Genomic DNA, 25,985 nt, shown 5'->3' with positions numbered 1-25,985 from the left:
CTGAAATTATCAAGTATTGCCCGTCACTTAGCTTTGATGCTCGTCAAGGGCCAGCCATAGGGTGGCCAAGGGCGGCAAGGTCACCACGGCCGAGGCCGGCAGGCCGTGCGCGGGCTGGTCGGTGGCCGTCGCCGCCCCCAGGTTGCCCATGCCGGTGCCGCCATAGCCGCCGGCATCGGTATTGAGGATCTCCAGCCATCGGCCCGCCGCGGGCAATCCCACCCGGTAGTTCGGCCGCGGCACGGGGGTGAAGTTGCACAGCACGGCCACGGGCCGCGCGCCCTCGCCGCCCAAGCGCAGGAAGGCGAACACCGACTGGTCCTTGTCGTCGGCGACGATCCAGCGGAATCCCTCGGGCACGCAATCGGTCTCATACAGCGCGCGTTCCTGGCGGTAGCCGGCGTTCAGGTCGCGCACCAGGCGGCGCAGGCCCTCATGCGCTGGATAGGCCAGCAGGTGCCAGTCCAGGCTCTGCTGGAAATCCCATTCGGCACGCTGGCCGAACTCCTGGCCCATGAACAGCAGCTTCTTGCCGGGGTGCCCCCACATGAAGGCGTAGTAGGCGCGGGCGGTGGCGAACTTCTGCCAGTCGTCGCCCGGCATCTTCTCGATGATGGAGCGCTTGCCGTAGACCACCTCGTCATGGCTGAGCGGCAGGACGAAGTTTTCCGAGAAGGCGTAGAGCAGGCCGAAGGTCAGCTTGTCATGATGCCATTTGCGGTGCACCGGCTCCTTGGACACGTACTCCAGGGTGTCGTGCATCCAGCCCATGTTCCATTTGAAGCCGAAGCCCAGGCCGCCGGCGTAGGTGGGCTGCGACACGCCGGGCCAGGAGGTGGACTCCTCGGCCACGGTCATGGCGCCCGGATGTTCGCCATAGACCAGGGTGTTGACGGCCTGCAGGAAGGCCACTGCCTCCAGGTTCTGGTTGCCGCCCTCGCGGTTGGGGATCCACTCCCCGTCCTTGCGGGAATAGTCGAGGTAGAGCATGGAGGCGACGGCGTCGACGCGCAGCCCGTCGACGTGAAAGCGGTCGATCCAATAGAGGGCGTTGGCCGCCAGGTAATTCACCACCTCATGCCGGCCGAAATTGTAGATGGCGGTCTTCCAGTCGGGGTGGAAGCCCTGGCGCGGGTCGGCATGTTCGTACAGCGCGGTGCCGTCGAACCGGGCCAGGCCGTGCACGTCGGTGGGGAAGTGGGCGGGCACCCAGTCCAGCAGCACGCCCAGGCCCGCCCGATGGGCACGGTCCACCAGCCGGGCGAAGCCGTCAGGCGTGCCGAAGCGGGCGGTGGGGGCGAACAGGCCGATGGGCTGGTAGCCCCAGGACGGGTCGAAGGGGAATTCCGAGATGGGCAGGAATTCCAGATGGGTGAAGCCCATGTCGGCGGCATAGGGCACCAGCTGGTCCGCCAGCTCGTCCCAGGTGAGATAGCGGTTGCCGTCGCCCCGCCGCCAGGAACCCAGGTGCACCTCATAGATGCTGATGGGTGAACGGCGCGCGTCCATGGTCTTCAGGTGCGCCATGTGGGCGTCGTCGGCCCAGGTGAAGTTGTCGGTGCGGGCGACGACGGAGGCGGTGGAGGGGCGCAGCTCGCTGGCGAAGCCGAAGGGGTCGGCCTTCAGCGGCAGCACGGTGTCGTCGGGTCCCACGATCTCGTACTTGTAGACGGCACCCTGGTCCAGGCCGGGGGCGAAGATCTCCCACACCCCGCTGTCCAGCCGCCGCCGCATCTGGTGGCGCCGGCCGTCCCAGCCGTTGAAGTCGCCCACCACCGACACCCGGCGGGCGTTGGGGGCCCACACGGCGAAGTGCACACCGTCCACGCCTTCGTGGGTCTTGAGATGGGCGCCCAGCTTTTCATACAGCCGCTTGTGCGTACCCTCGGCGAACAGATAGTCGTCCATGGGGCCCAACAGGGGGCCGAAGCTGTAGGGGTCGTCGAATTCCCAGGCGCCCCCGGTGTTGGCGCAGCGCAGGCGGTAGCGGAAGGGGCGCTTGCGCCGGGCGGCCCGGCCTTCGAAGAGGCCGGCGTCATGCACACGGGTCAGGGGCAGGACCAGGCTCCCGTCGGGGGTCGCCGCCTCCACCGTTTCCGCCCCCGGCACGAAGGCGCGGATGGTGATACCCCGCTCCGACACATGGGGCCCCAGCACGCCGAAGGGATCGTCGTGCCGGGCGCCCAGCAAGGCGTCCATGTCCTCCTGCCGGGCGGTCCAGGATGCCTCGCCTTTGGTCCGGGCCATCAGGCCTCCCTCAACCCATACGGGGGGCCGGCAGGCCCCAGATGTCCGTCGCGTACTCGGCGATGGCCCGATCGGACGAGAAGAAGCCCATGTGCGCCGTGTTGATGATGGCCGAGCGCCACCATGCCGCCGTGTCCTGCCAGCGGGCGTCGACGGCGCGCTGGGCGGCGTAATAGGCGTCGAAGTCGGCGGCCACCATGAAATAGTCGTGGTGGCGCACGCTGTTCACCAGGTCGCCGAAGCGGCCCGGCTCACCGGGGGAGTAGACACCCGCGCCGACGGCGTCTAGCACCTCCTCCAGCAGGGGGGAGGCGGCGATGACGTCGCTCATGTCGATGCCCTTGCGCCGGCGTTCCTCCACCTGTTCCGTCGTCAGGCCGAAGATGAAGATGTTGTCGTCGCCGACATGCTCCTTGATCTCGACATTGGCGCCGTCCAGCGTGCCGATGGTCAGCGCGCCGTTCAGCGCCAGCTTCATGTTGCCGGTGCCCGACGCCTCCATGCCGGCGGTGGAAATCTGCTCCGACAGGTCGGCGGCGGGGATGATGGCCTCCGCCAGGCTGACGTTGTAGTTTGGCAGGAACACCACCTTCAGCAGGCGGCGCACCACCGGGTCGCGGTTCACCAGCCGGGCCACGTCGTTGGCCAGCTTGATGATCAGCTTGGCCTGGTGATAGCTGGCGGCGGCCTTGCCGGCGAAGATCTTCACCCGCGGCACCCAGTTGCCGCCGGGGTTGGCGCGGATGGCGTCGTACAGCGCCACGATCTCCAGGATGTTCAGCAGCTGGCGCTTGTACTCGTGGATGCGCTTGATCTGCACGTCGAACAGGGCGTCGGGGCTGACCGACACGTCCAGCCGCCGGCGTATCAGTCCGGCCAGCTCCGCCTTCTTGGCCCGGCGGATGGCGCGGAAGCGGTCCACCACGCCCGCGTCGCCGGCGTATTTCTCGAAGTCGATCAGGGCGGCCGGGTCGTCCATCACCCGCGAGCCGCAGCAATCGACCAGCAGCTCGGTCAGGCCGGGGTTGGCCTCGAACAGCCAGCGGCGGAAGGTGATGCCGTTGGTCTTGTTGACGATGCGGCCCGGATAAAAGCGATTCAGCTGATAGAACAGGGTGCGCTGCACCAGGTCGGAATGCAGGGCCGACACGCCGTTGATCTTGTGCGAGCCGATGAAGGCCAGGTTGCCCATGCGCACGCGCCGGCCATGGCTCTCATCGATCAGCGACAGTTCCGACAGCACGCCGCCGTCATGCTCGCCCTTGGACCGCACCAGGTCCAGGTGGCGGGCGTTGATCATGTAGATGATCTGCATGTGCCGGGGCAGCAACCGTTCCATCAACGGGACGGGCCAGCTTTCCAGAGCCTCCGGCAGCAGGGTGTGGTTGGTGTAGGAGAAGACGGCCTTGGTGATCTCCCACGCCTCGTCCCAGCCGAAATCCTCCAGGTCGATCAGCACGCGCATCAGCTCGGCGATGGCGATGGCCGGGTGGGTGTCGTTCAGCTGGATGGCCACCTTTTCCGGCAGCAGCTCCAGCTCGCCATGGTGCTGCTTGTGGCGGCGAATGATGTCCTGCATCGAGGCGGAGACGAAGAAGTACTCCTGCCGCAGGCGCAGCTCCAGGCCGGCCGGGGTGGCGTCGCTGGGGTACAGCACCTTGGAGATGGCCTCCAGCCGCACGCGGGCGGCCAGGGCGCCGACGTGGTCGCCCTGGTTGAAGGCGTCCAGCCGCAGGGCGTCCGGCGCGCGGGCCGACCATAGGCGCAGGGTGTTGACGTGGCGCGCCCGCCAGCCGGGCACCGGCGTGTCGAAGGCGATGGCGTCCACCGTCTCCTCCGGCCGCCAGTAATGCCGGGTGATCTCCTCACTGACCTCCACCGTCTCCACGGTGCCGCCGAAGCCCACGGAATAATCGACCTCCGGCCGTTCAAATTCCCAGGGGTTGCCGAAGGTCAGCCAGTTTTCCGGATATTCGCGCTGCCAGCCGTCCTTGATCACTTGGCGGAACAGGCCGTGGTCGTAGCGGATGCCGTAGCCGTGGGCGGCGATCTGCAGGGTCGCCATGCTTTCCATGAAGCAGGCGGCCAGGCGGCCCAGGCCGCCATTGCCCAGGGCCGCGTCCGGCTCGATCTTGCGCAGCTGATCCAGGTCCACGCCCAGGTCGTCCAGCGCCTGGCGCACCGGCTCGGTCAGGCCGGTTTCCATCAGGGCATCGACCAGCAGGCGGCCGATCAGGAATTCCAGCGACAGGTAATAGACCCGCTTGCGCTTGGATTCGTAGGTCGCGCGGGTGGAGGCCATCCACTGGTCGACGATGCGGTCGCGCACCGCCAGGGTGGTGGCGATGAACCAGTCACGCTGGCTGGCGACTTCGGGATTCTTGCCGACCGCGTACATCAGCTTGGCGACGATGGCCGCGCGCATCGTGTCACGGTCCACGGGCGCCGGCGGCGGCGCCTCATCAGCGATAGGGACAGGGTCTGCCTGGACGGAGTCTTCTGGGGGGACGGACGGGACAGGCTGGTCGATCACGCTGTCATTCCTTTCGAAGCAAGACATCGCCGCATCAGCTTTGCATGTCTGTTGCACCGCGGCAATATTGACCGACACCATCAGATAGGCCGCCACCCGCCCGCGTCACTTCTTTGATATGACAATATTTTGCGGGGGACGCGCCGCCATGCGACGCCCTGTCGGAAAACCGGGAAAGGGGACGCGGACGGTGGTCTCGGCGGTGGCAACCGAGATCCCCGCCCGCTGGTTCCATCGCGGATACCGTGGGAGGGGCATGAGGCCAGGGGCGTTGCGGCCGAATCACGACGGACGGCGCGCCTATGGCCGAGTGGCAAGAGGCATACCGCTTTGCCGGTCTTCGGCCACCGCCCAATGGAGACGGCGGTAGGCGCTCACCAACTGTTCGACGGTGAAGGCCCGGTTCCGCCCACTGGGATTCGGTAGAACCCACACGGTCGCCCCGCCAAAAAGTTGCTCCTGAGGGCCCCACGCGGGGGCGGCCTGGCCGGACAGGGCGGCATAGGCGGCCTTTCCCAGGAAGGCGACAAAGCGTGGCGCATAACGCGTGATCTTTCGTTCGAACCGTGCGCTTGCGGCGACGAACTCTTGCACCGCCACCTGTGCCCCCTGGGCCGTTGGGCGATCAACGACGGCTGTCAGTCCGCACCGGTATTGCAAGATCGACCGGTCGTTCTCGGGCCGGATTTCCACCGGTGTGAAGCCGGCGAGGTGGATCACACGCCAGAAACGGTTTCCCCGGCCGAGGAAATGGTGGCCGGCCGCCGCCGCGGCCAGGCCAGGATTGATGCCGCAGAAGACGACGTCCAGGTCGGGCGCCAGGATGTCCGGCAATGTTGGGGTCACCGTCATCCGCAAATGGCACGGACTGCCTTGCGGGCGAATTCCGCAAGATCGGCGCGAGGGGTGCCGGTCCGGGCCCGGATGGCGATGGTGTGCATCACCGCGGTCGCGAGCGTCGCCAGCGTGGCCGGGTCCGCGTCCTCCCGCAGCTCGCCATTGTCCCGCGCCATCCGGAACCGCGCCTCGAAGTCCGCGTCGAATTCCAGGAAGCCCGTCATCAGGCTTTCTCTGATTTCGGCGTCCTCCATCGCTTCCGTGACCGCGGTGCCCACCACGAAACAGCCGCGCGGGCGATCGTCTCCCGAAAAATAGATCGACAGGGCCCCCTCATAGGCCCGCATCAGCGAATCCGCCAAGGGCCTGTCCTGGGCAAGATCGGCGCGCATGGTGCCCAGGGCGACCTGCCAATAATAAGCCAACGCCTTGAGATAGAGCGAGCGCTTGTCGCCGAACGCGGCATAGAGGCTGGGCCGGTTCATGCCTGTCGCGGCGGAAAGGTCATCGAGCGAGGTGCCGGAGTAGCCGCTTTTCCAGAATGCGTCCATCGCCCGCCGAAGGGCCTCCTCCGGGTCATAGGCGCGGGGGCGGCCGCGACGCTTCGCTTCGTCGCCATCTTTTTTTTGTACCATATCGCATAAAATCCTTTGACGCGGGTCTTGGGATGGATATATATACTGAGCAGTACAAAAACAAGGGCGGCGCGGTGCCGCCTTCCTGAAAGAGGTTCCATGATGAACGCGCAACGTGAAGGGCCGCCGACGTGCCATTCGGCGCCTCGGCATTCCGGCTCCAGCCCCCCCGGCTGAGGCGACCGCCCGTCGCCGTCATGGGCGACGCTGAAGATCACCCCACTGAAAATCCGACCCACTCGACCATGGAGTAAAGGCCATGAACACCCGGACTTTGTCTAATTCGATCAAATACATCACCGCCGCCATGCTGGCGGGGGCGGCGGTTCTGGGCGCTCCGGCTGCCTTCGCCGCGGCGGCCACCGCGCCGATCGCGGCCGGGGACGCCGCCGCCGTCCGGCACACCTGCCACCAGACCCTGGGCCTGACGATCAACGACGTGGACTATGCCGCCTGCGTCAGCACGCTGGAACAGGCATTGGCTGTGGCCTTGCCCGCAGAGCGGCATAGCGCGCCGGGCGGCAGCTCCGCCTGCGCCGAGGTCGGCCTGCTGCCCGGCAGCGCGGGCTATGCCCGCTGTGCCACCAACCTGGAAGGCGCGCTGATCCAGGCCCGCCTGGCCCCCAATTGACCTGGTTCCGGCCCGCGTCCCCGTGGCAGGGGGCGCGGCTGCCGGATCAACCATCCTCGAACGAGAGGTCCCGCGATGGACGCGCAAATCGAAAGGCCGCTTGATGTTCACCCGCCCACGACGGGGGCGGCGAAGTCGGGGAAGAGCCTCAGGGAACGACTGCGCCTGCCCCTGTTTGTGGCGTTCCCTCTGGTGCTGGCCGCGGTGGGCGCCCGGCTGTACATCGCCGACGAACCCTATGTTTCGACCGACGACGCCTTCGTCCGCATGGCCAAGGAATCGGTCAACGCCCGTGTTGGTGGCCAGGCTGTCGACGTGGCCGTCAGGGACAATCAGCGCGTCCGCAAAGGGCAACTGCTGTTCCAGATCGATCCCCAGCCTTACCGCCTGGTGGTCGACCAAGCGGAGGCGCGGCTCGACACGGCGCGCCTTCAGATCGGCGCGTTGAAGGCGACCTACCGTCAACAGTTGGCGGAGCTGCAGTCTGCCAGGGACTCCGCCGAATTCTATGATCGCGACTATGCCCGTAAGAAGGCGCTCGTCGCGTCGGATTTCGCCTCGCGCGCCGTTTATGAGCGGGCGGAGACGGACCTAAAGGTCGCACGCCGGCGCATCTCATCCCTGGAGCAACAAATGGCGAGCACCGTGGTCGCCCTGGACGGGGATCCGGATGTCGCAATCGACCGCCACCCGTCTGTGCGTGCGGCCAGGGCCGAACTCGACCGGGCCCGGCTCGACCTCTCCTACACGGCCGTGACCGCGCCCGACGACGGCATCGTGACACGGGTCGATGAGCTGCAGGTCGGTGACTTCGTCACCCCCGGCGCGCCCGTGTTCACCCTGTTGTCCAGCCAGCATGTCTGGGTGGAAGCCAATTTCCGGGAAACCGACCTGACCCATATGAAGCCTGGCCAGTCCGCGACCATCCGCATCGATGCCTTTCCCGACAGCCGCTTCCGCGCCCATGTCGTCAGCATGAGCCCGGGCACGGGGTCGGATTTCGCGGCCCTGCCGCCTGAGAACGCGACCGGCAATTGGGTCAAGGTAGTGCAGCGCCTGCCGGTGCGCCTGGAACTCGATGGCCCGACACCAAACGGGTCGCTGTTCTCCGGCATCAGCGTCACGGCCCGGGTCGATACCGCCCACCGGCGTAACTGGTTCGCACCTTTTGAGTCCGCGTCCGGGGCGGGGGGCGCCAAATGACCGCTGGCCCCCCATCTGAAGGCCGCCGTGTGCTCACCATCGCGGCCTTCGCGGCGACCTTCATGCAGGGCGTCAACATATCCATCCCCAATGCCGCCCTGCCGCACATGCAGGGCACGCTGTCGATGGCGGATGATCAGATCGGCTGGATATTCACCTCCTATGTCACGGCCGGCATCGTCGTTCTGCCCATGACGCGCTGGCTCGCCGGCCGCTTCGGGCGGAAGGCGCTCTTCCAGTGGTCGATCGCTGTCTTCGCCGCCGGCCTCGTGTTTGATGTCCTGGCGCGGACCTCCACACAGTTCGTCCTGGCCCGTATCATCCAAGGGGCGGCGAGTGGCCCGCTCGGTCCCCTGGCGCTGGCACTCCTGCTTGATGTGCAGCCACCGGCGCGGCACGCCCAGGTCGGCGTGACGCACGCGGCATGCACGCTGCTCGGCATCAGCAGCGGCCCGCCCCTCGGCGGATGGCTCAGCGACTATCACGGCTGGCACTCCATCTTTTACGTCAGCTTGCCGCTGGTCGGGTTCGTTTTCCTGGCGATGGCGCTCTGGCTGCCGGAGAAGAAAGCCGAGCGGAACCCGCACTTTGATTTCTTCGGTTGGGCCGCCTTTTCGCTGGGCATCGTCGGCCTGCAGATGCTTCTCGACCGGGGTGAGCGCCTGGAGTGGTTCGCCGCGCCGGAGATTTGGGTGGAGGCCATCGCCGCCGCACTCGGTTTCTATCTTTTCGTCATCCATGTCCTGACGGCGCAGGCACACTTTCTGGACAAGGCGCTGTTCAGGGACCGCAATTTCGTCCTGTCGGTCATCATGGTCTTCGCCGCTGGTTTCGTCCTGCTACCGACCCTGGCCTTGACGTCGCCGATGCTGGAGGAACTCTTCGGATATCCGGTCGATACCACCGGCTACATGGCCATTCCGCGCGGCGTCGCGCTGGTGGGGGCCCTGATGCTGGCCGGCCGGATGCCGGCGCGTGTGGATAACCGCGTCCCTCTCCTGATTGGCATGGCATTGGTGGCGTACGCCAACTGGCGCATGCTGGGCTATTCGCCGGCGATGGATTGGCGGCCGGTTGCCATCGCCGGCCTGCTGCAGGGCCTGGGCCTTGGCATCTTGCTGCCGGCACTGGGGCGGGCGGCGTTCAGCACGCTCGATCGCAAGTTCCACCCGGACGGCGCCGCGCTTTTCAACCTGTCGCGCCTGTACGGCAGCACCATCGGCATCGCGGTGGTCCAGATTTTCTTCTACGGCAACACTCAGGCCATGCACCTGGCGCTGGCCAAGGACCTGACGCCTTATCGCGCCGCGGCCCACGGTCTGGCGCAGGCCGCCGGACCGACGCTGGCCCGGTTCAATGAGATGGTCACCGGCCAGGCGGCCACGGTCGCCATCATCGGCCAATTCAAGATCCTGATGCTTGCGGTGCTGGCCGTAAGCCCGCTCGTCGCACTGCTCCGCGCGCCGCGCTCCGCCAACCGCTAATCCAGGAGGTCCGTGAAATGGCGTCCCTTGCATCCCTGCCTGACGGGCGGCTTCCCCGGGCTGCGGTGGCGGCGGCCTTGTCGCTGGTCCTCCTGCCGGCCTGTACCGTCGGTCCCGATTACACGCCGCCGGCGCCGCCGGTATCGACGCATTATGATCGCGAGGCGGAAAGCCGGCTCGCCTCTGGCGGTGATCGGCCGGGCGACCAGCGCACCAAGCTTGGCGAAGCGTTGGACGGGGACTGGTGGACGGTGTTCCGCTCGCCGCGGCTCAACCTCACCATGCGCGGGGCGATCGACGGGAATTTCGATCTCAAGATCGCTGACGCGCGGATAGCACAGGCGTCGGAGGCCGTCCGGGCCGCGGGGGGCGATCTCTATCCGCAAGTGGATTTGGGGGCCCAGATCGGCCGGGGCCGGTCGAATGCGCCCACACCGGCGACCGCCAACTTCTATGCCGTCGGCCCGCGGGTGAGCTTCGACCTTGATATTTTCGGCGGGACGAAGCGGCTTGTCGAGCAACAGGGCGCCTTGGCCGACGCGCAGAAACATCGTTTCGAGGCGGCCTATCTGACCTTGACCGGCGATGTCGCGAGCCAAGCCTTTCTGCTGGCGTCCGCACGGGCCCAGATCGCGGCGGTACGGACCTTGCTGGCCGACGACGAGCGCATGCTGGCCCTTCTGCGCGGGGCGCACATGCAGGGCGGTGTCGCCCAGCCCGATGTCGCACTGGCTGAAACGCAGCTGGCGCAGGACCAGACCCTGTTGCCGCCGCTGGCCCAGCAAGGGGGCGCGACGCGCCACGCGCTGGCCGTCCTGGCGGGGCAGGGGCCGGCGGAGGGGGGGGTGCCGGACTTCGACCTGGATGATTTCAGCTTGCCGCCGGATCTGCCGCTCAGCCTGCCGTCCGAAATGGCTCACGACCGCCCCGACCTGCTTGAGGCCGAGGCCGCCCTGCGGGCCGCCAGCGCGGCCGTGGGCGTGGCCACGGCCGACCTTTACCCCCACCTGACCTTGTCCGGCTCGCTGACCCAGGCCGGTGCCGATCCCGCATCGGTGTTCCAGGCCGGCAATTCGCTTTGGGGTGTCGCCGCCGGCCTGGCCAGTCCCCTTTTCCACGGCGGTGCCTTGGAAGCGAACCGCCGGGCCGCGGTTGACGGCTACATCGCGGCGCGTGCGACTTATCAGCGGACCGTGGTCCGGTCATTGGGACAGGTCGCCGATGTGCTTCAGGCGCTCGACCACGACGGCGACGAGTATTCCGCCCAAGAGCGGGCTCTGGCCGCCGCGGCGACCAGCCTGCGCTTGAACCGGGACGGCTACCGGGCGGGTGAGACAGGTGTCCTGCAGGTGCTCGATGCCGAACGGGCCCATCAACGTGCGCTGTTAGGCCAGATCCGGGCGAAGACGGCCCGGTATCTGGACACGGTGCAATTCTTCATCGCGCTCGGCGGCAATGCCTCCGGCTCTTACGGGCGTGTGGCCAGCGCAAGCAAGGAACCATGATCATGACCACTAATGAGACGTTTTTCCGTACGACCTTCCCGTCTGACCATGGGGCGGGACAGATCCCGGTCATGGGCTTCGGTACCCTGATCCCCGACGCCGCGGCCACGAGACGGGCGGTCAAGGCCGCCTTGGAGGTGGGGTTCCGGCATTTCGATTGCGCGGAACGCTATCGCAACGAGGCGGCGGTGGGCGAGGCGCTGCAGGAGGCGTTTCGGACGGGCGGGGTTCAGCGTGAAGATGTCTTCCTGACCACCAAATTATGGAACACGAACCATCGCCCGGAGCGCGTCCGCCCCGCTTTTGAGGCGAGCTGCCGGCGGCTGGGGGTCGATTACATCGACTGCTACATCATCCACACGCCCTTCGCCTTTCGCCCAGGTGAGGAGCAGGATCCGCGGGATGCGCAGGGGCAGGTGATCTATGATCCCGATGTCACGCTGGCGGACACCTGGCGCGCGATGGAAAGCCTGGTGGAGGAGGGACGGTGCCGTTCGATCGGCCTGTCGGACATTACGCTGGAGGCGCTGAGGGACATCGTCGCCATCGCCCGGATCAAGCCCGCCATGGTGCAGGTGGAATCCCACCCCTACCTGCAGGAGTGGGAATTGCTCGATTTTTGCCGGCAGCACGGCATCCTCATGCAGGCATTCGCGCCTTTGGGGCACGCCATGGAACCCCGTGTGCTGGGCGACAAGGTGCTGGTCGCCATCGCGGCCCGTCTTGGCCGGATGCCCGCGCAGGTGGCGCTGGCCTGGGCCGTGCAACGGGGCACCGCGTTCCTGACGACATCGATCAATCCCGACCATATACGGGAAAACTTCGAGATCACGGCACTGCCGGAAGCGGCCATGCAGGAGATGCGCTACGACATCGGGACGAACATCCGGTTCAATACGGTGGTCGAAACCGGCGTGCCCGGCTTCATCCCCCGGACAAGATAGCCCGGTCTTGCCCGTGCCGCCGGCTGCGTTCAGGACGCCGCGCGTCTTGGACTGGCCGGCTGTGCGCCGAATCGCGCAGGATTATGCGCCGTTTTGCGCAACCTTTGGGCCGTTTAACAACACTTATATAAAGAGGGAGTTGGAGGCACGGCCGGGAATCGAACCCGGATTCACGGATTTGCAGTTTATATAACCGCCTTTTTGCCAGCATTTTCCCCACTTTTCCGTGTGTCGAAACTCGTGTAATTTCAGTCTATTACCGGCGACGCTCAGTTTTCCCCGCTTGTACGGAAAACCCACAGATTGTCGAAACGGTGAGTCCCCGGTGAGACCTCCCGGTGGGTCCTGAAAAAATACGAGTAGATCCATGCAAGCGAAAATCACCAAGAAGCTGGTCGACCAGGTGCAGCCCGGCCATGTCGATATCGTGATCTTCGACACGGTGCTGAAGGGCTTCCTGCTGAAGGTCACGCCCAAGGGGACGAAGACCTACCTGGTGCGCTACCGCATGGGCGGACGGGCGACGCCGCTGCAGAAGTTCACCATCGGCCGTCACGGCTCCCCCTGGACGCCCGAAACCGCCCGTACCGAGGCGGAGAGGCTGCTGGGCCGGGTGCGCCTGGGCGGCAACCCGGTGGAGGAGAAGCGAGCCCGCTTGGTCCAGGCGTTCACCGTGGCGGACCTGGCCGACCGCTACCTGCTCCAGCACGCCGGCACCAAGAACAAGCCCAGCACTGTCGCGGAAGCAACGCGCCTGGTCGAGAAGGTGATCAAGCCCGAGCTGGGCGCCAGGGCAGTCGAATCGATCACCCGTGCGGACGTCGCCACCTTGCACCACAAGTTCCGGGAGACGCCCCGGCAGGCAAATCATGTGCTGGCCGTCCTGTCCAAGATGATGGCGCTGGCGGAGGTATGGGGTTTCCGGCCGGACGCATCCAACCCATGCCGGGCAATCGAGCGCTACAAGGAGGTGAAACGGGAGCGCTTCCTGTCGGTGGAGGAGATCGCCCGCTTGGGCGAGGCCATAAACGCCCGCCAGGAGGCCTACGGTGCGTCCTCGTCCCTTTCCGCTATCACCCTGCTCCTGCTCACCGGGATGCGTGTGGGTGAGGCTGTGGCGCTGCGCTGGGAGGATGTCCAGCTAGGGGAGGGGATGCTGGTCATCCGCGATGCCAAGGCGGGCGGGCGCCGGCACCCCATCGGCGCGGCTGCCGTCGACTTCCTGTCCGGTCTGGAGCGCACGGGCCCGTGGGTGCTGATGTCCAGGGAGACGGATACCCACATCGGCGTCATCGCCGTGGATGTGATGTGGCGGAAGCTGCGCAAGGAAGCCGGCTTGGAAGACGCCCGCGTGCATGACCTACGGCACACCGTGGGCACCTTCGCCGGCCAGACGGGGGCGAACGCCTTCCTGGTCCGCGACAAGCTGGGGCACAAGACCCTGGCCATGACGGGCCGGTACGTCAGTAAGGACGCCAACCCGCTCCGCGAGCTGTCCGACAAGGTGGAGGGGCGAATCATGGGGGCGCTGAAGGCGGGGGGTAAGGTGGAAGGGCGGGGATGACCCTTGAACCCTGCTGCCCCCAGCTATATAACAAACATTATATAGATAGGAGCCGCATCATGCTCACCCTCAAAGTCACCACCGTTGGTTCGTCGGCCGGTTTCATCCTGACCAAGGAAGCCATGGCACGGCTGAAGATCCAGAAGGGCGACACCGTTTATCTGACCGAAAGCCCGGATGGCGGGTATCGCCTGACGCCCTATGACCCGGACTTCGAACGTCAGATGGCGCTGGCGGAAGAGATCATGCACGAGGACCGGGACATCCTCCGGGCGCTGGCCAAGTGACCACCTGGCGCTGGGTCAATCCCTCCCTGGTCTACGCGATCCATGACCGGCAGTTGGCCGAGCACGGCGGCCTTGATGGTGTGCGTGACCGGGGCGCCGTGGAGTCCGCCCTGGCGCGGCCCCAGAACCTTGCGGCCTACGGCACCCCCGACGCCGCGGCGCTGGCGGCGGCCTACGCCTTCGGCCTGGCCCGCAACCATGGCTTCGCCGATGGCAACAAGCGCACGGCCTGGGTCATTGCCCGCCTGTTCCTGGCCGACAACGGGCACCGTCTCCAGTTCGACAAGCTGGAGGCCGTCAAGACCATGGAGTCCGTTGCCGGCGGGACCCTTGGCGAGGAGGCGTTGGCGGATTGGTTCCGGCAGCGGCTCGTGAGCTGACCGCGCAACACCCTTGCCCATTCCTTGCAATTTTGTATGTTAATGCAGCCTGCGAATAGAGCCTCCTCACCGAGGACCGGCCTGCCTGCCTCGCTGCTTTACCTTCCATCCCAGATCACTCAACCGATAACCTTCCGTGTAACCAATCGCGGCATAACGGGGTGAGCACGGTCCTTTTTCGGCCAAGCGAAGATCGACCAGGCGTTCGGCGACGACAACGCCTAGATTTCCTCGTTTGGCGAGAGGTTCAAATTCAGAAATGGCGTTGGCAAGCTGTTCGACGCCTCGCCATTCATGAGCGGTAAGCGTAGTTATATTCAAGAAAGTATCGTCATCCATTAGGATTTTCCATTTAATCGAATTTAAGGCGCCCCTTTAGGTCGGATAGCTCCTGCCTCTCCAGGCTCCGCTTATGCTCTTCCGCTTCAGCTATGCGATCTTGTTCTATTTTGTAATTTTGATATGTGCGATTGGTATCATCAATCACCTTCTTTAACTCAGGAATGTGCTCGCTCTCGAGGTTAGAAAGCGCGCAAATTATTTCAAGCCGATCACCGGCAACGTAGGCTTGTCGCTTTGACATATAGAAGTGCTGTTCCCATGCCGCATTAAAATAGTTTTCCCATTCTATGGGGGCATGGCTGGACAAGCGGAGAACAATCCGCATTAATGACCCAACACCAGATGGTGCAGATGCTTCATCATCTAATTCTTTTATTTTTATCTCAGTGAATCCATCAGCCATTTTTCCTATCCTTTCTCGGGATGAACTCGACGTCGGTAGCCTCTGGGGCGACGCGGATGATGCTCGCCGTGTCAATCGATCACTTGTTACGAAGTGGGCGAGCGGGGACAATCGCGCAATAGGTGGTTCCGTTGGAAACGGCTATAGCTTGGCGGAAGTCACATAATTGGGCGATGGCGTCGTTCCCACCAGCACCGGGGGGAATCGCAATGATGTCGTTTGGCCGACACATGGCTCCGACCTTCTTGAGGGTCTCTTGCATACTGTCGTTCATGAGCAGAGCTGTGCCGGCGACACAATACGCGCCACCGCTCTTGGCTTCCTGGCCCACCGCATTAGCGGACAGGCCAACTACGGCAATGCTAAACGCCAAGGCGAGCTTATGCAATTGAACCTCCCGTTTTGCGAGAATGATTATGCTGCCAGCGCGGCTCGGGTCGAGTGGGGCAAAGGGGGAACGGCTGCCCAAAGTGCGGAAATCCCGAACACCAGTTTTTGAAACCCGTTTCCTGCCGGCCCGGCGGCTGCTGGATGGCCTCTGGTGCGTCGACTGCTACCACCCTAGCCAGAAAACACAGAGCGCATCCAGAGCCCGTCTGGTGGCCGTTCTTGGCATGTGCGTGTTTTGGCCCGCCGATGTTCTATTCGAAAGGCTCCGGCGCCCAATTACCGGGGCTCTCCAGGGGCGCCCATCGGCCGGCGCTACAGCCCATTTCGCCAGATCGCAAAAATCGTCGCGATCCATCATGCCGTTGGCATGCCCCACAACCATGCCGGAACTTGCCGTAGTGCTTGTGATATATGGATAGCACACACGCTACCTCCGGAGTTGCATACGTGCAACCTTAGGGCCGGTAACGATGCCACCTCAGAGGGGGCATGCATGCTACCTTCCCCTAGCATGTACGCCACCTCTTCCTATGCCATTTTGGGGCCTCAAAACGGGATATCGGTGGCATCCGAGATGGTCTTGCCTTTGTCTTCATCGTCGCCCGGGCCGCTCCATCTGGACCAGTCAAAGCTGAAGGTGGTGGAGGTATGGCCGCCGCCTTTCGTGACTTGGAGGAAGCCTTTCTCACTGAGTGTTTGAACGGCTCGGCGGATCGTATCCACGCTGCATCGCGCCCGCTTCGCCAACGTGCCGTAGGCACAGCGATACGGCTTATCTCGAACCGCCATCCTGGCGACGATGAGATAGGCGACCCTGAACACCATCGGGTCCAAATCAGACTCGGCGATCGTATCCAACAAACGCCATCGGGCGCGTGAATTGGCGATCTTGGCCCGGCTAACAGCATCGGCCATTATTCGGCCGCCGTTTTCCGCAGACGCACGCCAGGCCCTTCGCCATTCTCCTGGATGAAGATGATGCCGGCGGCTTCCAGGGCGCCGCGGATGGCGTCCACGGTTCGCGGATATAGCGTCTCACCGCGCTCCAGCCGGGCGATGGTGTCTGGGGATACTTTTGCCGCAGACGCCAAATCGCGGACTCCCCATCCAAGGGCCGCCCGAGCCATCCGGCTTTGTGCTGCAATCATCGTAACACCGTAACGAAGTTGTTGCCCATGGGGGCGAATGGCGCTATCGTAACTGTGTTCTGACCTTGGATCAAGGTTATGAGCGGCCGGACGGGAAGGTAGTAGCTCCCGCGCCCGGCCTCACCACAACCGACCTGGATAGGAGGACGGCCGATGGCTGTTTCCGAGAATACCACCCCTTTGCCCGGTGTGCGCCAGATCTTGGCCCGCATGCCGCGGTCGATCATCCACGCCGCCATCGACGCGCTCATGGACGAGCTGGACCGCCGTGACGCGCCGGCGGAAGACCTGGAGCCGGAGTCGCTGGAGGACGATGCCCCGGCGGAGGAGCTGGGCGACATCTTCGGCGGCTGCCTGGTGCCGTCCGCTCAGACGGAGGGCCTGCGCCATGGCTGAAGCATCCCCCTTGCACCGCCGACGGTTCATGCAGGCGCTGGCGGCCGGTCTGGCGGTCGCGGCGCCCACCGCGGGCATCGTGGCCAATGTGGCGGCCCCTCTACCAGCCCAAGACCCCGGCGCGGCCCGGCTGGCGGCTTGGCAGCGCCACGTGGTTGCCATGCGTATCTGGTTGGAATTCCGCGACGAGGGCTCCGACGAGGCGCCCGAGAAGCTGGCTGCGTGGGATCGGGCGCAAGCCGCGCTTGATGAGTTCAACGCCATCGAGGGCGGGACCACCTGGGCCGGCCTGGCGGCAGGACTTCGCTACTGCATTACCCAGGTCAGTTGCGAAACCTATGCGGAGCGCTTCGTCTACTATGATGAGATCCCGGCGCCGGAAGTCTTTGATGGCGCCGGCTGGGGCCTTCTGGGGGCGGATGAGGGCCCGGTGATCCGCAATCTGATTCAGGCCGTCCTCATGGCCGATGAGAGGGCGGTATCATGACCGCCCTTCCCACCGTCGCCCTGGGCCCGAAGAACGCCGGCCATCTGCTGCGGCCCTGCCGTTTCCTTGGGTGGCGGATGGGGTGGGATTCGAACCCACGACCCCATGATTAAAAGTTACGTGGTCAGAAGCGGAAAGGTCGAAGCGGCGTAAAAACCATGCCAAAAAAGCTTTAGGAATGTACTTATGGTTTTGCTATAACTGGCCCATCGCAGTTACAGCCATATGAGAGATTCCCATGTCTAAGGTTCGCATCCGCGCCGCGTTGGCCTGCCGCATCGCCGGCCTGGACCGTGTGAAGTTCAACGACGCCGTTTCCAACGGCAGCTACCCCTGCGCGCCCCACACGATGAAGGGCTCCGCCAGGCTCTTCCATGAGGAGGATTTGCTGCCGCTGTACTTCTTCGCGCGGCTCACCGACCTGGGGCTCCCGGCTTCGGTTGCTGGGCCGATGTCCTGCCAGATTGCGACGGAAAGCCGTCTGGAAAACGCGAAGCACAACGACCGCATCACGTTCGTCAAGGGCGTCTATGGCTCGTTCTTTACCGCCCCTACGGCTCGCCTCCTGAATGGCGAGGTTAAGATTCAGTACGACCCGGACCACACCAAGAATGGCACCCATTATCCCGGGGTTGGCCCGGTGCTGTTCACGATCGACTTCTACGTCAACCATGTCCGCAAGATCATCGCGGATGCGATCGACGTGGAGCGCAACACCTTCGGCGAGGAAGACGACGCCGAGTAATCCGCCCCGATAGGAGATCGAACCATGATCATGTCGATGAGCCAGCCGGGGGAAACCCCTCGGCTGGAAACGCCTGAGGTTTGCCTGCCGCCCGCCCTCCGTAAGCCCCGCCTGCGCCGCTGGGAAGCGGCCGACTACCTCGGTTTGGTTCACGGCCTGGCCATCAAGCCCGCCACATTGGCAAAGCTGGCCAGCGTCGGTGGCGGCCCCAGCTACCAGCTTGTGGGGAGGAGCCCGCTATATCCCACCAGCCAATTGGATGCCTGGGCCACCGCCCGCCTGGGCAAGCTGGTGGCCAGCACCTCCGAGTACGACACACCCAAGGCCGGGACCTGATCATCATGGGCGCCCCCTCGCTTTCCCCGATCGCGCCGCGGTTGGTCAAGCTGATCCCCCTGTTGGGGTCCGACCAGCCGGGAGAAGTGGTGGCCACGGCTGCGGCCATCGGGCGAACGCTGGCGGGCGCCGGCTTGACCTGGCACGACGTCGTGGCCGCTCTGGACCCGTCGCCCGGGCGCCTCAGCCAGTCCGCCCGGGCAGCCCATCCCAACACTCGCGTCATGGCCGAAACCCTCTGGCGCTGCCAGCGGCTCACCGAATGGGAACAGGGCTTCGTCGGGTCCGTCCTGGAGCAGTTGAAGCAGGTCCGGGGCCTCAGCGACAGGCAGGTGGCCACCCTTCGGAAAATCTACACCGATCGTTTCGCGGAGAGGTGATGTCCGTATTCCCGACGATGCCCCTGCTGACCGACGCCTTCATTGCCGACACGTCGGCCCTGACAGCCGAGGAAACGGGCGGCCTGCTGATGCTGATGATGTGTGCCTGGCGCCGGCCGGATTGCGACCTTCCGGACGACGAAACGTTGCTCCAGCGCTGGAGCCGCATTGACCCCAGGCGGTGGCCGAAAGTGCGGGATCGCATCATGTCGTTTTGGAATCTGAAAGCGGGATTCTGGACGCACGACCAGTTGTTAAGGGAACACGATTTTGTGAATCGCAAGCGGCGTTCTCAATCGGCCAATGCAAAGGCTAAGTGGTCGAAAACAAAGGAAACTGGTGATGCCGTGGCAGAGCCAAACGCATCCCAATTCGATGCCCCTACACCTACACCTAATATAACCCCCTATAGTCCCCCAAAACGGGGGACCGAGAAGCCGGATGAAAATTTCGAAAAGTTCTGGTCGGCGTACCCGAGCCGGGGCACCCACGGGAACCCCCGCAAGCCGGCGGCGGAGAAGTTCCAGGCGGCGGTGAGGCGCGGTGTCGACCCGCTGGCCATCATCCGCGGCGCTGCGAACTACGCCGCGGCGGTGGCGCGGGAGAAGACCGAACCGCAGTTCGTCGCGCAGGCGGCAACCTGGCTGCGGCAGGAGCGATGGGCCGACCACTTGGCGCCCCCGCCGACAGCTACCACCAAGTCCCGCCCCCAAGCCGCAGACGTCCCGGAGTTCGACCTTGTCCGCCATTGACGCCCTGAACCAGGCCCCCGCCGTCCAGCATCTCGTTTCCGCCACGGCCTGCAACGAGGTGGAGCGGATGCTGCTGGGGGCGCTGCTGAACTTCCCGGCCGCCTGGGGCAGGGCCCTGGGCCGTGTGGACGCTGGCGATTTCTTCGACCCGGCCCACGCCCGCCTGTTCGCCGGCATCGCTGAGCGGCGTGGCGCCGGCAAGACGGTGGACGCGGCCTTGCTGGCGGACCTGGGCCGGGCGCTGGACGGTGAATTGAAAGACCACGGCGGCGGTATAGCTTACATCGCCCAGCTTGTGGCCGCCGCTTGCCCGCCAATGGCCGTGCCGGACTACGCCGACCAGGTGCGCGATGCGGCCCGCCGCCGTCGGCTGATGGATGCCGCCTTGGCCGCGCTGGTTGCAGCGGCCGAAGGGCCCGACGTGGACGATGCCATTTCCGCCACGATCTCGACGGCGGAGGCCCTGATCGACGGCGGCCGGTCGAAGACCCGCGCAGAGGTTCTGCGGACGGCGGTGGCCGCGATGGAGAAGCCGGCGCCAGTCTACCCCACCGGCCTGCCGGCCCTCGACCGTGCGATGGGCGGCGGCCTGGAGGTGGGGCGCATGTATGCCTTCGCCGGGAAGGGCAAGAGTGGCAAGAGCCTGCTGGCCGGCACCATCTCAGCCAACCTGAACCGGGCGGGGGTCCGCCACGCCTATGCGGCCTTGGAAATGGGCGCCAAGGAAATCGAGCTGCGCAGCATGGCCCGGGATCTGGACGTGAACGCCATGATGTTTCGGGGTAACGTCTCCACCCACCTGCTTAGCCGGGCGGGCCTGTACGCGGCTGAAGCCCCCGACAACATCCGCTACCTCGACATGCCCGGCGGCACGGCCGACCAACTGCGTAGCGAGGTGCTGACGGCCAAGCACCGGCATGGATGCGCTGGCGCCGTTATCGACTACTGGCAACTGATCGGTGGCCGGGATAGGACGGTGACGGAGGAGGAGCATCTCCGCCGCGTGGCCGAGTGGTTAGCCGCCGCCGCCAAGCGCTTGAGCATGTGGATGATGATACTCGCCCAGCTCGCGGATGATGGGGAGGCGACGGCAGTAAGCCGCACCGGCCTTACCCGCAACGCGGACCAGGTGTTCTTCATCCGCGGAGAACCCGACGGCCCGTCCCGATGGCTGGAGATGAAGGCGAGCCGGTTCACGCCCGTCGCTGACGTTGGATCGAAGGATCGCCCTGCGTTTGCCATTGAATCGCCAGGGCCGCACTTCCGTGACTTGTCCACTCTGCGGGGTTGATATGGTCGCCAACCACTCCATCAACCGCGACCGCCTGCTGAAGCTGCTGGCGCTGTCGGAATCCCCGCATGACGGCGAAGCCTTGGGCGCGGTACGCAAGGCCGCCGCTATGGCAAGGGCCGCTGGCCTGAGCCTGCCGGAAGCGATGACGGCGCCCGTGCCCGTGACCCCGGTTGCCGATTTTGAGGCCCAAATCCTCCGCTGTGAACTGGCCGCGTGCCGGAGGCGCTTGGTCGACCTGGAGGGGCGGCTTGCTGCGGGCGCCGATGGTGCGCAACTCGAAGCCGCCCACGCCCAGGGGTATCGGCGCGGGCAAGAGGCTGGCCGCATAGAAGGGCAAATGGAGGCGAACGCGCGGCTCCGCGAACTGGAGGTGGAGCTTGAGGCCTACAGACCGCCGCTCGACTGGCCGGCCCTGGCCGAACGGTTCGCCCATAAGAACCAGCGAGGTGCGCAAGTCGCCTTCGCCCGAGGGGTGCTGATGCGTGCCCGTATTGGCCAGTTGACGCTTATCGACCGCGCCGCGCTCCGCCGTTTCGCGGCGCCCAGCTCGACACGGGTAAGTCGGTAGGCTCGCCGCCGTCGCACCTGACACACATGTCCATGACTTGTTCCATCTCGGCAATTGAACTAAGATCGAATAATAGTCATGCCCGAGAAAGCATCAGAAAACTCGGGAAAACAGCAGAAAAACTAACTCATACCACCAGCTATATTTGACTTGTTGGTGCCGAAATTTGGACCGACCATCGTCAAATTCACTATAGCGGTCGGCTCAAATGCTGAATGGCCTACTTTCAATCTTTGGCAAGATTGAGCGGCGCGGGATTACCGTTACGCCGCCGCACGCATTTATGGACATCGGCCGGCCAACGGACTCCGGTGTCCCCGTCTCCCCCGAAACCGCCATGCGGAACACTGCTGTTTACGGGTGCGTCCGGGTGCTTGCCGAAACGCTGGCCCAGCTTCCCTGTTCGATCTATCGGCGCACTGAAGGCGATGGTGGGGATGAGGCGACTGATCACCCCTTGCACCCTCTGCTGACGTCCGCCGCCAACGAGTGGACCCCCGCCGCAGAGTTTCGGCAGCAGCTGCAGACCTACCTATCCACCTATGGCAACGCCTATGCCTACGCCAACAGGGGCGCCGATGGCGCGGTGGCGGAATTGCTGGTGCTGAAGCCCACCCAGGTCGCAATCGAAGTGGACCAGGTAACGCAGGAACCCCTTTACATCTTTAGCAACCTGGCGGGGCAGCAGACCAAGGTATCACGCCGGGATATGGTCCATCTGCGGACCATCGGCCTGGAAACCTATCGTGGCGACAGCCCCATCACGGCGGCCCGCGAAGCAATCGGCCTGGGCCTCGTGCTGGAGCGGTACGGCGCCGGCCTGTTCGGCCGCGGCGCCCGCCCGTCCGGTTTGCTGAAGTACGGAAAGAAGATGGGCGACGACCTGCTGGGCCGCCTGCGCCGGTCCTTCCAGGGCTTCTACGGCGGTGGCGACAACGCCGGCCGGACGCTGATCCTGGAGGATGGCGTCGAGTTCCAGCCGCTTCAGCTCAACTCGACCGATGCCCAATACTTGGAACTGCGGAAGTTCCAGATCCAGGAAATCGCCCGGGTATGGCGCGTGCCCCTGCACCTGATCGCCGACTTGGAAAGGATCACCTACAGCAACGCCGAAATCCTGGGCAGCCAGTTCCTGACCTTCTGCATTCTACCCCTGGTGCGGATCTGGGTGGACAGCCTGTCCCTGACGCTCCTGACCCCTGAGGAGCGCAAGACCCTCTATATCGCGTTCGACACCGACAGCATCGCCCGCGCCGACATGGCGGCCCGGTTCGCCAGCTATTCGCAGGCGATCACGAGCGGCGTGCTGAACCCGAACGAGGCCCGCCGCCTGGAGGGTAGGGCGCCCTACGCCGGTGGCGACGAGTTCGTCAGGGCCGTGAACGTGGCGCCCACCCCAAGCGCCGGCCCGGCAACGCCAGCGGCCAACATCCCGGAGGCGACCAATGGAACGCCGTGACATAGAAATCCGCCTGACGCCTGACGATACCGGGCTGATCAGCGGCTATGCCGCTCTGTGGGGCAAGCCGGACGCCTTTGGCGACGTGGTGACCCCTGGCGCCTTTGCCAAGAGCCTGGAGCAGCACCGCGCCGCCGGCACCCGCCCCCTGATGCTGTGGGCCCATGACCCAGCCACGCCGATTGGGGTGTGGGACGCCATCGAGGAAGACACCCGGGGCCTGAAGGTCACCGGGCGTCTGGTCATGGATGCCACGGCGGGCCGCGACGCCTTCGCCATGGTGAAGGCCGGTGCCGTGGACGGCCTGTCCATCGGCTTCCGCACCACCAAAGCGCAGAAGCAACCCCAAGGCGGCCGGCGGGTCGACGCCATGGATTTGATTGAGGTGTCCCTGGTCGCGCGCCCGGCTCAGCCGGCGGCCCGGATTACCTCGGTTCGTTCGCATCCCGAGGCGGCCGGGATCGCCGCGCATATCCGCCAGTGCGCGGAACGTCTGAAAGGAATGAAGTGATGAGCATGATCAAGCGACCGGCGCCGTGGGAAACCCGCGACGACGGCACCGGCAATGACCCCCTGACCGAAATTCGCGCTGCGGTCGATGGGCTGACGTCCACGGTGGAGCAGCGCCTTACCGCCATTGAGACGGGCGCCAGCGAACTGCGCTCCCGGATGGACCGCACGGAACAGGTGATGCGTCGCCCGGGCGGTGGCAACGGCGGTGGTGACCAGGGCCAAGCGGTCCAGGTAGAGACCCGGGCGTTCGCGCGCTACCTGCGCACCGGCACCGCCGGCATGAGCGCCGACGAAACCCGGGCCCTGCGCCTGTCGGACGATGAAGCCGCTGGTTATCTGGCGCCACCGGACTTCCAGGCTGAAATCGACAAGGACCTGACCCTGTTCAGCCCCATCCGGGCGCTGGCGACCGTCCGCACGACGGGCCGCAGCGAGGTGAACACCCTGCGCCGCACCAGCCCCGCCACCGCGACCTGGGTTGGCGAGGACGACGACCGGCCCGAGACGGAAGTCAAATACGGGCAACAGACCTTCAATGTCCGCGAGCTGGGGACCTACGTCGACGTGTCGCTGAGCCTGCTGGAAGACGCCGCCGTCGACGTGGCGGCCGAACTGGCCAGCGAGTTCGCCGAAGCCTTCGGGGTGACGGAAAGCCAGGCGTTCGTGAATGGCGACGGCGCCCTGAAACCGATGGGCTTCATGGCCGACCCCAGCTTGTCCTATACGCCCGGCGGTGACGCGAGCGCGGTGAAGGCGGACGGCCTGATCGACCTGTTCCACGCCCTGAAGCCGGCCTATCGCCAGAACGGGGTGTGGCTGATGAACAGCACGACCCTGGCCGCCGTGCGGAAGCTGAAGGACAGCCAGGGCCGCTACCTGGTGGACATTGGCGGCATGGCCAACGCGCCCTCAACCCTGCTGCTGGGCCGCCCCGTGGTGGAGGCGGTGGATATGCCCGACGTGGCCGGCGGGGCTTACCCCATCGCCTTCGGTGACTTCGGCATCGGCTACCGGATCTATGACCGGGTCGCCCTGTCCATCGTCCGCGACGACTTCACCCAGAGAACCAAGGGTCGCGTCCGGTTCCACGGCCGGCGCCGCGTCGCCGCCGGTGTCCGCCGGGCCGAAGCTATCCGCAAGCTCAAGATCGCCACGTCTTAAGGAGGAACCCCCAATGCGGGACCTGCACCACAACATCGGGGCCGTCACGGCCCTGTCCGCCCAGGTGATCACCACCAGCGCCGTCAATGGCGCCATCATCGACACCCTGGGATTCAACGGCCTGGAGTTCGTCGTCACCGCCGGCACGATCACCGATGGCACGGTGGCCGCCACCCTGACCGAGGGTGACGCCGCCAACCTGTCCGACGGCGCCGCGGTGACCAGCGACGGCATCTTGGGCACGCTGCCCAGCTTCGTCGCCACGGACGACGGAAAGACCAAGCGCGTCGGCTACTCCGGCTCCCGCCGGTACGTCCGCCTGACCCTGACCCCCACGGGCGCCACTTCTGGCGGGACCTACGCGGCGGTGGCCGTCTTGGGCTTCCCCAGCAACGCGCCCGTGGCATAAGGGGCCGCCCATGCTGACCGTCGTCACGCCCGCCGCCCATACCCGGCTCACCACGCTCGACGCGGTGAAGGTTGAGTTGCAGTTGACCGGCACGGCGGACGACAGTTGGATGGCCGACCTGATCGACAGCGCAAGCGCCACGATAGGCCGCTACGTCAACCGCGTCCTTCCCCGCGAGGGTGTGCGGGAGACGTGGCGGCTATCGCACCCTGAACCGTCCCTCTTGCTGACGCGGTGGCCGCTGGCGGCCCTGACTTCCATCACCGAAGCCGGCATCCCCCTCGATCCCATCCAATACGAGGTGGACCAGTACGGCGCCGTCTGGCGACTGGACGGCCAGGACCATCTCCAGGCGTGGGCCTGCGGCAAGGTGGTGGCGAATTACACCGCCGGCTATCTGCTGCCCGAGGATGCCGGCCGCGACCTACCCGAGGATATCGAGCGGGCCGCGGTGCTTCTGGTCAAGTCGGCGTACTTCTCTCGCACCCGCGACCCGCTGGTGAAGTCCGAGACGGTGCCGGGTGTGCTCAGCACCACCTGGGCGGTTGGGGGCGCCGGTGAGGATGGCGCGCTCCCGCCCGAGGTTGAGGCCCTGCTGTGCAGCTACAGGATGCCGGGTGTGTGATGAGCGTAAGCGCAGAAATCGCGGCGCTTGACCGTGCCCTGGCACGCGCTGGTGCAGACGTGACGATCATACGCACGGGCTTGCCCTCTGTGCCTTGCAGGGCCAGGGTCAACGGCTTGACGGCGGAGAGCATCCGTCCCGGCTCCAGCAGCAGCCAGGGCAACTACCGGGCCATCCTGTCCCCGACGCCATTTCCGGCCGGCTTCCTGCCGCTGCGTACTACGGACAAAATCCTGTGGAATGGTCAGCAGCGCGTCATCACCTTCGCCTGGCCATTGCCCATCGGGACCGCTCCCGTCCGTATCGAAGTCGACTTTACGGGGTGAC

General features: G+C 65.4%; 31 protein-coding genes. 22 read left to right on the top strand and 9 right to left on the bottom strand.

Features of this window, described 5'->3' with window-relative positions; translation table 11 throughout:
• Nucleotides 1-27: 27 nt before the first annotated feature.
• The 4 genes from glgB to FBZ88_RS24685 form a co-directional block, all read right to left on the bottom strand.
• Nucleotides 28-2,247: a 1,4-alpha-glucan branching protein GlgB gene (gene glgB / locus FBZ88_RS24700; RefSeq protein WP_145619721.1), complete on the bottom strand. Its 2,220-nt coding sequence runs from the start codon at nucleotides 2,245-2,247 to the stop codon at nucleotides 28-30.
• A 10-nt stretch (nucleotides 2,248-2,257) separates the two neighbouring features.
• Nucleotides 2,258-4,672 carry a glycogen/starch/alpha-glucan phosphorylase gene (locus tag FBZ88_RS24695; RefSeq protein ID WP_088873447.1) on the bottom strand — a complete coding sequence of 805 codons (2,415 nt, stop codon included), beginning with the start codon at nucleotides 4,670-4,672 and terminating at the stop codon, nucleotides 2,258-2,260.
• Between the two features lie 408 nt (nucleotides 4,673-5,080).
• The gene (gene mug, locus FBZ88_RS24690; protein WP_211102789.1) at nucleotides 5,081-5,614 is read right to left on the bottom strand and encodes a G/U mismatch-specific DNA glycosylase; all 534 of its coding nucleotides are present in this window, start codon (nucleotides 5,612-5,614) and stop codon (nucleotides 5,081-5,083) included.
• Nucleotides 5,615-5,628: 14 nt separating this feature from the next.
• The gene (locus FBZ88_RS24685; protein WP_145619720.1) at nucleotides 5,629-6,252 is read right to left on the bottom strand and encodes a TetR/AcrR family transcriptional regulator; all 624 of its coding nucleotides are present in this window, start codon (nucleotides 6,250-6,252) and stop codon (nucleotides 5,629-5,631) included.
• Nucleotides 6,253-6,511: 259 nt separating this feature from the next.
• On the opposite strand from FBZ88_RS24685, the gene FBZ88_RS24680 reads away from it, so the two are divergent.
• The 8 genes from FBZ88_RS24680 (at nucleotide 6,512) to FBZ88_RS24645 (ending at nucleotide 14,250) form a co-directional block, all read left to right on the top strand.
• Entirely contained in the window at nucleotides 6,512-6,883 is a 372-nt protein-coding gene (locus FBZ88_RS24680; RefSeq protein ID WP_145619719.1) for a hypothetical protein, read from the top strand.
• A gap of 75 nt (nucleotides 6,884-6,958) precedes the next feature.
• Entirely contained in the window at nucleotides 6,959-8,086 is a 1,128-nt protein-coding gene (locus FBZ88_RS24675) for an HlyD family secretion protein (protein WP_145619718.1), read from the top strand.
• A 29-nt stretch (nucleotides 8,087-8,115) separates the two neighbouring features.
• Nucleotides 8,116-9,570 (top strand): DHA2 family efflux MFS transporter permease subunit, encoded by a 1,455-nt coding sequence (locus FBZ88_RS24670; RefSeq protein ID WP_246138841.1) that lies wholly within the window; start codon nucleotides 8,116-8,118, stop codon nucleotides 9,568-9,570.
• 17 nt (nucleotides 9,571-9,587) lie between these two features.
• Entirely contained in the window at nucleotides 9,588-11,075 is a 1,488-nt protein-coding gene (locus FBZ88_RS24665) for an efflux transporter outer membrane subunit (protein WP_145619716.1), read from the top strand.
• Between the two features lie 2 nt (nucleotides 11,076-11,077).
• Nucleotides 11,078-12,019 carry an aldo/keto reductase gene (locus tag FBZ88_RS24660; protein WP_145619715.1) on the top strand — a complete coding sequence of 314 codons (942 nt, stop codon included), beginning with the start codon at nucleotides 11,078-11,080 and terminating at the stop codon, nucleotides 12,017-12,019.
• Between the two features lie 367 nt (nucleotides 12,020-12,386).
• On the top strand, nucleotides 12,387-13,583 hold the full coding sequence (locus FBZ88_RS24655; protein ID WP_145619714.1) for a site-specific integrase: 1,197 nt from the start codon (nucleotides 12,387-12,389) through the stop codon (nucleotides 13,581-13,583).
• A 59-nt stretch (nucleotides 13,584-13,642) separates the two neighbouring features.
• Nucleotides 13,643-13,870, top strand: coding sequence for an AbrB/MazE/SpoVT family DNA-binding domain-containing protein (locus FBZ88_RS24650; RefSeq protein ID WP_145619713.1), 228 nt, complete (start codon nucleotides 13,643-13,645; stop codon nucleotides 13,868-13,870).
• Nucleotides 13,867-14,250 carry a type II toxin-antitoxin system death-on-curing family toxin gene (locus FBZ88_RS24645; protein ID WP_145619712.1) on the top strand — a complete coding sequence of 128 codons (384 nt, stop codon included), beginning with the start codon at nucleotides 13,867-13,869 and terminating at the stop codon, nucleotides 14,248-14,250. The genes FBZ88_RS24650 and FBZ88_RS24645 overlap by 4 nt, the downstream gene beginning before the upstream one ends.
• A 66-nt stretch (nucleotides 14,251-14,316) precedes the next feature.
• Here the strand turns inward: FBZ88_RS24645 and FBZ88_RS24640 are convergent, their stop codons facing one another.
• The 5 genes from FBZ88_RS24640 to FBZ88_RS24620 all read right to left on the bottom strand — a co-directional run bounded on the left by FBZ88_RS24640 (nucleotide 14,317) and on the right by FBZ88_RS24620 (nucleotide 16,512).
• Nucleotides 14,317-14,589, bottom strand: a complete 273-nt coding sequence (locus FBZ88_RS24640; protein WP_145619711.1) for a hypothetical protein — start codon at nucleotides 14,587-14,589, stop codon at nucleotides 14,317-14,319.
• 13 nt (nucleotides 14,590-14,602) lie between these two features.
• Nucleotides 14,603-14,995 (bottom strand): hypothetical protein, encoded by a 393-nt coding sequence (locus tag FBZ88_RS24635; RefSeq protein ID WP_145619710.1) that lies wholly within the window; start codon nucleotides 14,993-14,995, stop codon nucleotides 14,603-14,605.
• A 79-nt stretch (nucleotides 14,996-15,074) separates the two neighbouring features.
• Complete coding sequence (locus tag FBZ88_RS24630) at nucleotides 15,075-15,383, bottom strand: hypothetical protein (protein ID WP_145619709.1); 309 nt, start codon at nucleotides 15,381-15,383, stop codon at nucleotides 15,075-15,077.
• Between the two features lie 548 nt (nucleotides 15,384-15,931).
• Complete coding sequence (locus tag FBZ88_RS24625; protein WP_145619708.1) at nucleotides 15,932-16,300, bottom strand: helix-turn-helix domain-containing protein; 369 nt, start codon at nucleotides 16,298-16,300, stop codon at nucleotides 15,932-15,934.
• The gene (locus FBZ88_RS24620; RefSeq protein WP_145619732.1) at nucleotides 16,300-16,512 is read right to left on the bottom strand and encodes a helix-turn-helix domain-containing protein; all 213 of its coding nucleotides are present in this window, start codon (nucleotides 16,510-16,512) and stop codon (nucleotides 16,300-16,302) included. The genes FBZ88_RS24625 and FBZ88_RS24620 overlap by 1 nt, the downstream gene beginning before the upstream one ends.
• A 174-nt stretch (nucleotides 16,513-16,686) precedes the next feature.
• On the opposite strand from FBZ88_RS24620, the gene FBZ88_RS24615 reads away from it, so the two are divergent.
• From FBZ88_RS24615 to FBZ88_RS24550, 14 genes are all read left to right on the top strand, one after another.
• Nucleotides 16,687-16,929 (top strand): hypothetical protein, encoded by a 243-nt coding sequence (locus FBZ88_RS24615; protein WP_145619707.1) that lies wholly within the window; start codon nucleotides 16,687-16,689, stop codon nucleotides 16,927-16,929.
• Nucleotides 16,922-17,416, top strand: a complete 495-nt coding sequence (locus FBZ88_RS24610; RefSeq protein WP_145619706.1) for a hypothetical protein — start codon at nucleotides 16,922-16,924, stop codon at nucleotides 17,414-17,416. The genes FBZ88_RS24615 and FBZ88_RS24610 overlap by 8 nt, the downstream gene beginning before the upstream one ends.
• Nucleotides 17,417-17,654: 238 nt before the next feature.
• Nucleotides 17,655-18,161, top strand: a complete 507-nt coding sequence (locus tag FBZ88_RS24605; RefSeq protein WP_145619705.1) for a hypothetical protein — start codon at nucleotides 17,655-17,657, stop codon at nucleotides 18,159-18,161.
• Nucleotides 18,162-18,185: 24 nt separating this feature from the next.
• Nucleotides 18,186-18,497, top strand: coding sequence for a DNA-binding protein (locus FBZ88_RS24600; RefSeq protein WP_211102788.1), 312 nt, complete (start codon nucleotides 18,186-18,188; stop codon nucleotides 18,495-18,497).
• A gap of 5 nt (nucleotides 18,498-18,502) precedes the next feature.
• Nucleotides 18,503-18,877: a hypothetical protein gene (locus FBZ88_RS24595; protein WP_145619704.1), complete on the top strand. Its 375-nt coding sequence runs from the start codon at nucleotides 18,503-18,505 to the stop codon at nucleotides 18,875-18,877.
• Entirely contained in the window at nucleotides 18,877-19,629 is a 753-nt protein-coding gene (locus FBZ88_RS24590) for a DUF1376 domain-containing protein (RefSeq protein ID WP_145619703.1), read from the top strand. The genes FBZ88_RS24595 and FBZ88_RS24590 overlap by 1 nt, the downstream gene beginning before the upstream one ends.
• Complete coding sequence (locus FBZ88_RS24585) at nucleotides 19,616-20,920, top strand: DnaB-like helicase C-terminal domain-containing protein (RefSeq protein ID WP_145619702.1); 1,305 nt, start codon at nucleotides 19,616-19,618, stop codon at nucleotides 20,918-20,920. The genes FBZ88_RS24590 and FBZ88_RS24585 overlap by 14 nt, the downstream gene beginning before the upstream one ends.
• Before the next feature lies 1 nt (nucleotide 20,921).
• On the top strand, nucleotides 20,922-21,491 hold the full coding sequence (locus FBZ88_RS24580; protein ID WP_145619701.1) for a FliH/SctL family protein: 570 nt from the start codon (nucleotides 20,922-20,924) through the stop codon (nucleotides 21,489-21,491).
• A 208-nt stretch (nucleotides 21,492-21,699) separates the two neighbouring features.
• Complete coding sequence (locus FBZ88_RS24575) at nucleotides 21,700-22,950, top strand: phage portal protein (RefSeq protein WP_145619700.1); 1,251 nt, start codon at nucleotides 21,700-21,702, stop codon at nucleotides 22,948-22,950.
• The gene (locus tag FBZ88_RS24570) at nucleotides 22,937-23,461 is read left to right on the top strand and encodes an HK97 family phage prohead protease (RefSeq protein ID WP_145619699.1); all 525 of its coding nucleotides are present in this window, start codon (nucleotides 22,937-22,939) and stop codon (nucleotides 23,459-23,461) included. The genes FBZ88_RS24575 and FBZ88_RS24570 overlap by 14 nt, the downstream gene beginning before the upstream one ends.
• Entirely contained in the window at nucleotides 23,461-24,624 is a 1,164-nt protein-coding gene (locus FBZ88_RS24565; RefSeq protein WP_145619698.1) for a phage major capsid protein, read from the top strand. The genes FBZ88_RS24570 and FBZ88_RS24565 overlap by 1 nt, the downstream gene beginning before the upstream one ends.
• A gap of 13 nt (nucleotides 24,625-24,637) precedes the next feature.
• On the top strand, nucleotides 24,638-25,033 hold the full coding sequence (locus FBZ88_RS24560; protein ID WP_145619697.1) for a hypothetical protein: 396 nt from the start codon (nucleotides 24,638-24,640) through the stop codon (nucleotides 25,031-25,033).
• 10 nt (nucleotides 25,034-25,043) lie between these two features.
• Nucleotides 25,044-25,658, top strand: coding sequence for a head-tail connector protein (locus FBZ88_RS24555; protein WP_145619696.1), 615 nt, complete (start codon nucleotides 25,044-25,046; stop codon nucleotides 25,656-25,658).
• Nucleotides 25,659-25,774: 116 nt separating this feature from the next.
• Nucleotides 25,775-25,984: a hypothetical protein gene (locus FBZ88_RS24550; protein ID WP_145619695.1), complete on the top strand. Its 210-nt coding sequence runs from the start codon at nucleotides 25,775-25,777 to the stop codon at nucleotides 25,982-25,984.
• The last annotated feature ends 1 nt before the right edge of the window (nucleotide 25,985 follow it).

The organism is Nitrospirillum bahiense, from assembly GCF_007828025.1.
Lineage (GTDB): Bacteria > Pseudomonadota > Alphaproteobacteria > Azospirillales > Azospirillaceae > Nitrospirillum > Nitrospirillum amazonense.
This window is presented reverse-complemented; position numbering and strand designations above follow the sequence as displayed.

What these genes read in the sequence shown, in the direction of transcription:
- glgB (WP_145619721.1), bottom strand. Translation starts at nt 2,247, where the DNA reads ATGGCCCGGACCAAAGGCGAGGCATCCTGGACCGCCCGGCAGGAGGAC.
- FBZ88_RS24695 (WP_088873447.1), bottom strand. Translation starts at nt 4,672, where the DNA reads ATGCGCGCGGCCATCGTCGCCAAGCTGATGTACGCGGTCGGCAAGAAT.
- FBZ88_RS24685 (WP_145619720.1), bottom strand. Translation starts at nt 6,252, where the DNA reads ATGGTACAAAAAAAAGATGGCGACGAAGCGAAGCGTCGCGGCCGCCCC.
- FBZ88_RS24680 (WP_145619719.1), top strand. Translation starts at nt 6,512, where the DNA reads ATGAACACCCGGACTTTGTCTAATTCGATCAAATACATCACCGCCGCC.
- FBZ88_RS24675 (WP_145619718.1), top strand. Translation starts at nt 6,959, where the DNA reads ATGGACGCGCAAATCGAAAGGCCGCTTGATGTTCACCCGCCCACGACG.
- FBZ88_RS24665 (WP_145619716.1), top strand. Translation starts at nt 9,588, where the DNA reads ATGGCGTCCCTTGCATCCCTGCCTGACGGGCGGCTTCCCCGGGCTGCG.
- FBZ88_RS24660 (WP_145619715.1), top strand. Translation starts at nt 11,078, where the DNA reads ATGACCACTAATGAGACGTTTTTCCGTACGACCTTCCCGTCTGACCAT.
- FBZ88_RS24655 (WP_145619714.1), top strand. Translation starts at nt 12,387, where the DNA reads ATGCAAGCGAAAATCACCAAGAAGCTGGTCGACCAGGTGCAGCCCGGC.
- FBZ88_RS24650 (WP_145619713.1), top strand. Translation starts at nt 13,643, where the DNA reads ATGCTCACCCTCAAAGTCACCACCGTTGGTTCGTCGGCCGGTTTCATC.
- FBZ88_RS24640 (WP_145619711.1), bottom strand. Translation starts at nt 14,589, where the DNA reads ATGGATGACGATACTTTCTTGAATATAACTACGCTTACCGCTCATGAA.
- FBZ88_RS24635 (WP_145619710.1), bottom strand. Translation starts at nt 14,995, where the DNA reads ATGGCTGATGGATTCACTGAGATAAAAATAAAAGAATTAGATGATGAA.
- FBZ88_RS24625 (WP_145619708.1), bottom strand. Translation starts at nt 16,300, where the DNA reads ATGGCCGATGCTGTTAGCCGGGCCAAGATCGCCAATTCACGCGCCCGA.
- FBZ88_RS24620 (WP_145619732.1), bottom strand. Translation starts at nt 16,512, where the DNA reads ATGGCTCGGGCGGCCCTTGGATGGGGAGTCCGCGATTTGGCGTCTGCG.
- FBZ88_RS24615 (WP_145619707.1), top strand. Translation starts at nt 16,687, where the DNA reads ATGGCTGTTTCCGAGAATACCACCCCTTTGCCCGGTGTGCGCCAGATC.
- FBZ88_RS24610 (WP_145619706.1), top strand. Translation starts at nt 16,922, where the DNA reads ATGGCTGAAGCATCCCCCTTGCACCGCCGACGGTTCATGCAGGCGCTG.
- FBZ88_RS24605 (WP_145619705.1), top strand. Translation starts at nt 17,655, where the DNA reads ATGTCTAAGGTTCGCATCCGCGCCGCGTTGGCCTGCCGCATCGCCGGC.
- FBZ88_RS24600 (WP_211102788.1), top strand. Translation starts at nt 18,186, where the DNA reads ATGATCATGTCGATGAGCCAGCCGGGGGAAACCCCTCGGCTGGAAACG.
- FBZ88_RS24595 (WP_145619704.1), top strand. Translation starts at nt 18,503, where the DNA reads ATGGGCGCCCCCTCGCTTTCCCCGATCGCGCCGCGGTTGGTCAAGCTG.
- FBZ88_RS24590 (WP_145619703.1), top strand. Translation starts at nt 18,877, where the DNA reads ATGTCCGTATTCCCGACGATGCCCCTGCTGACCGACGCCTTCATTGCC.
- FBZ88_RS24580 (WP_145619701.1), top strand. Translation starts at nt 20,922, where the DNA reads ATGGTCGCCAACCACTCCATCAACCGCGACCGCCTGCTGAAGCTGCTG.
- FBZ88_RS24575 (WP_145619700.1), top strand. Translation starts at nt 21,700, where the DNA reads ATGCTGAATGGCCTACTTTCAATCTTTGGCAAGATTGAGCGGCGCGGG.
- FBZ88_RS24570 (WP_145619699.1), top strand. Translation starts at nt 22,937, where the DNA reads ATGGAACGCCGTGACATAGAAATCCGCCTGACGCCTGACGATACCGGG.
- FBZ88_RS24565 (WP_145619698.1), top strand. Translation starts at nt 23,461, where the DNA reads ATGAGCATGATCAAGCGACCGGCGCCGTGGGAAACCCGCGACGACGGC.
- FBZ88_RS24560 (WP_145619697.1), top strand. Translation starts at nt 24,638, where the DNA reads ATGCGGGACCTGCACCACAACATCGGGGCCGTCACGGCCCTGTCCGCC.
- FBZ88_RS24555 (WP_145619696.1), top strand. Translation starts at nt 25,044, where the DNA reads ATGCTGACCGTCGTCACGCCCGCCGCCCATACCCGGCTCACCACGCTC.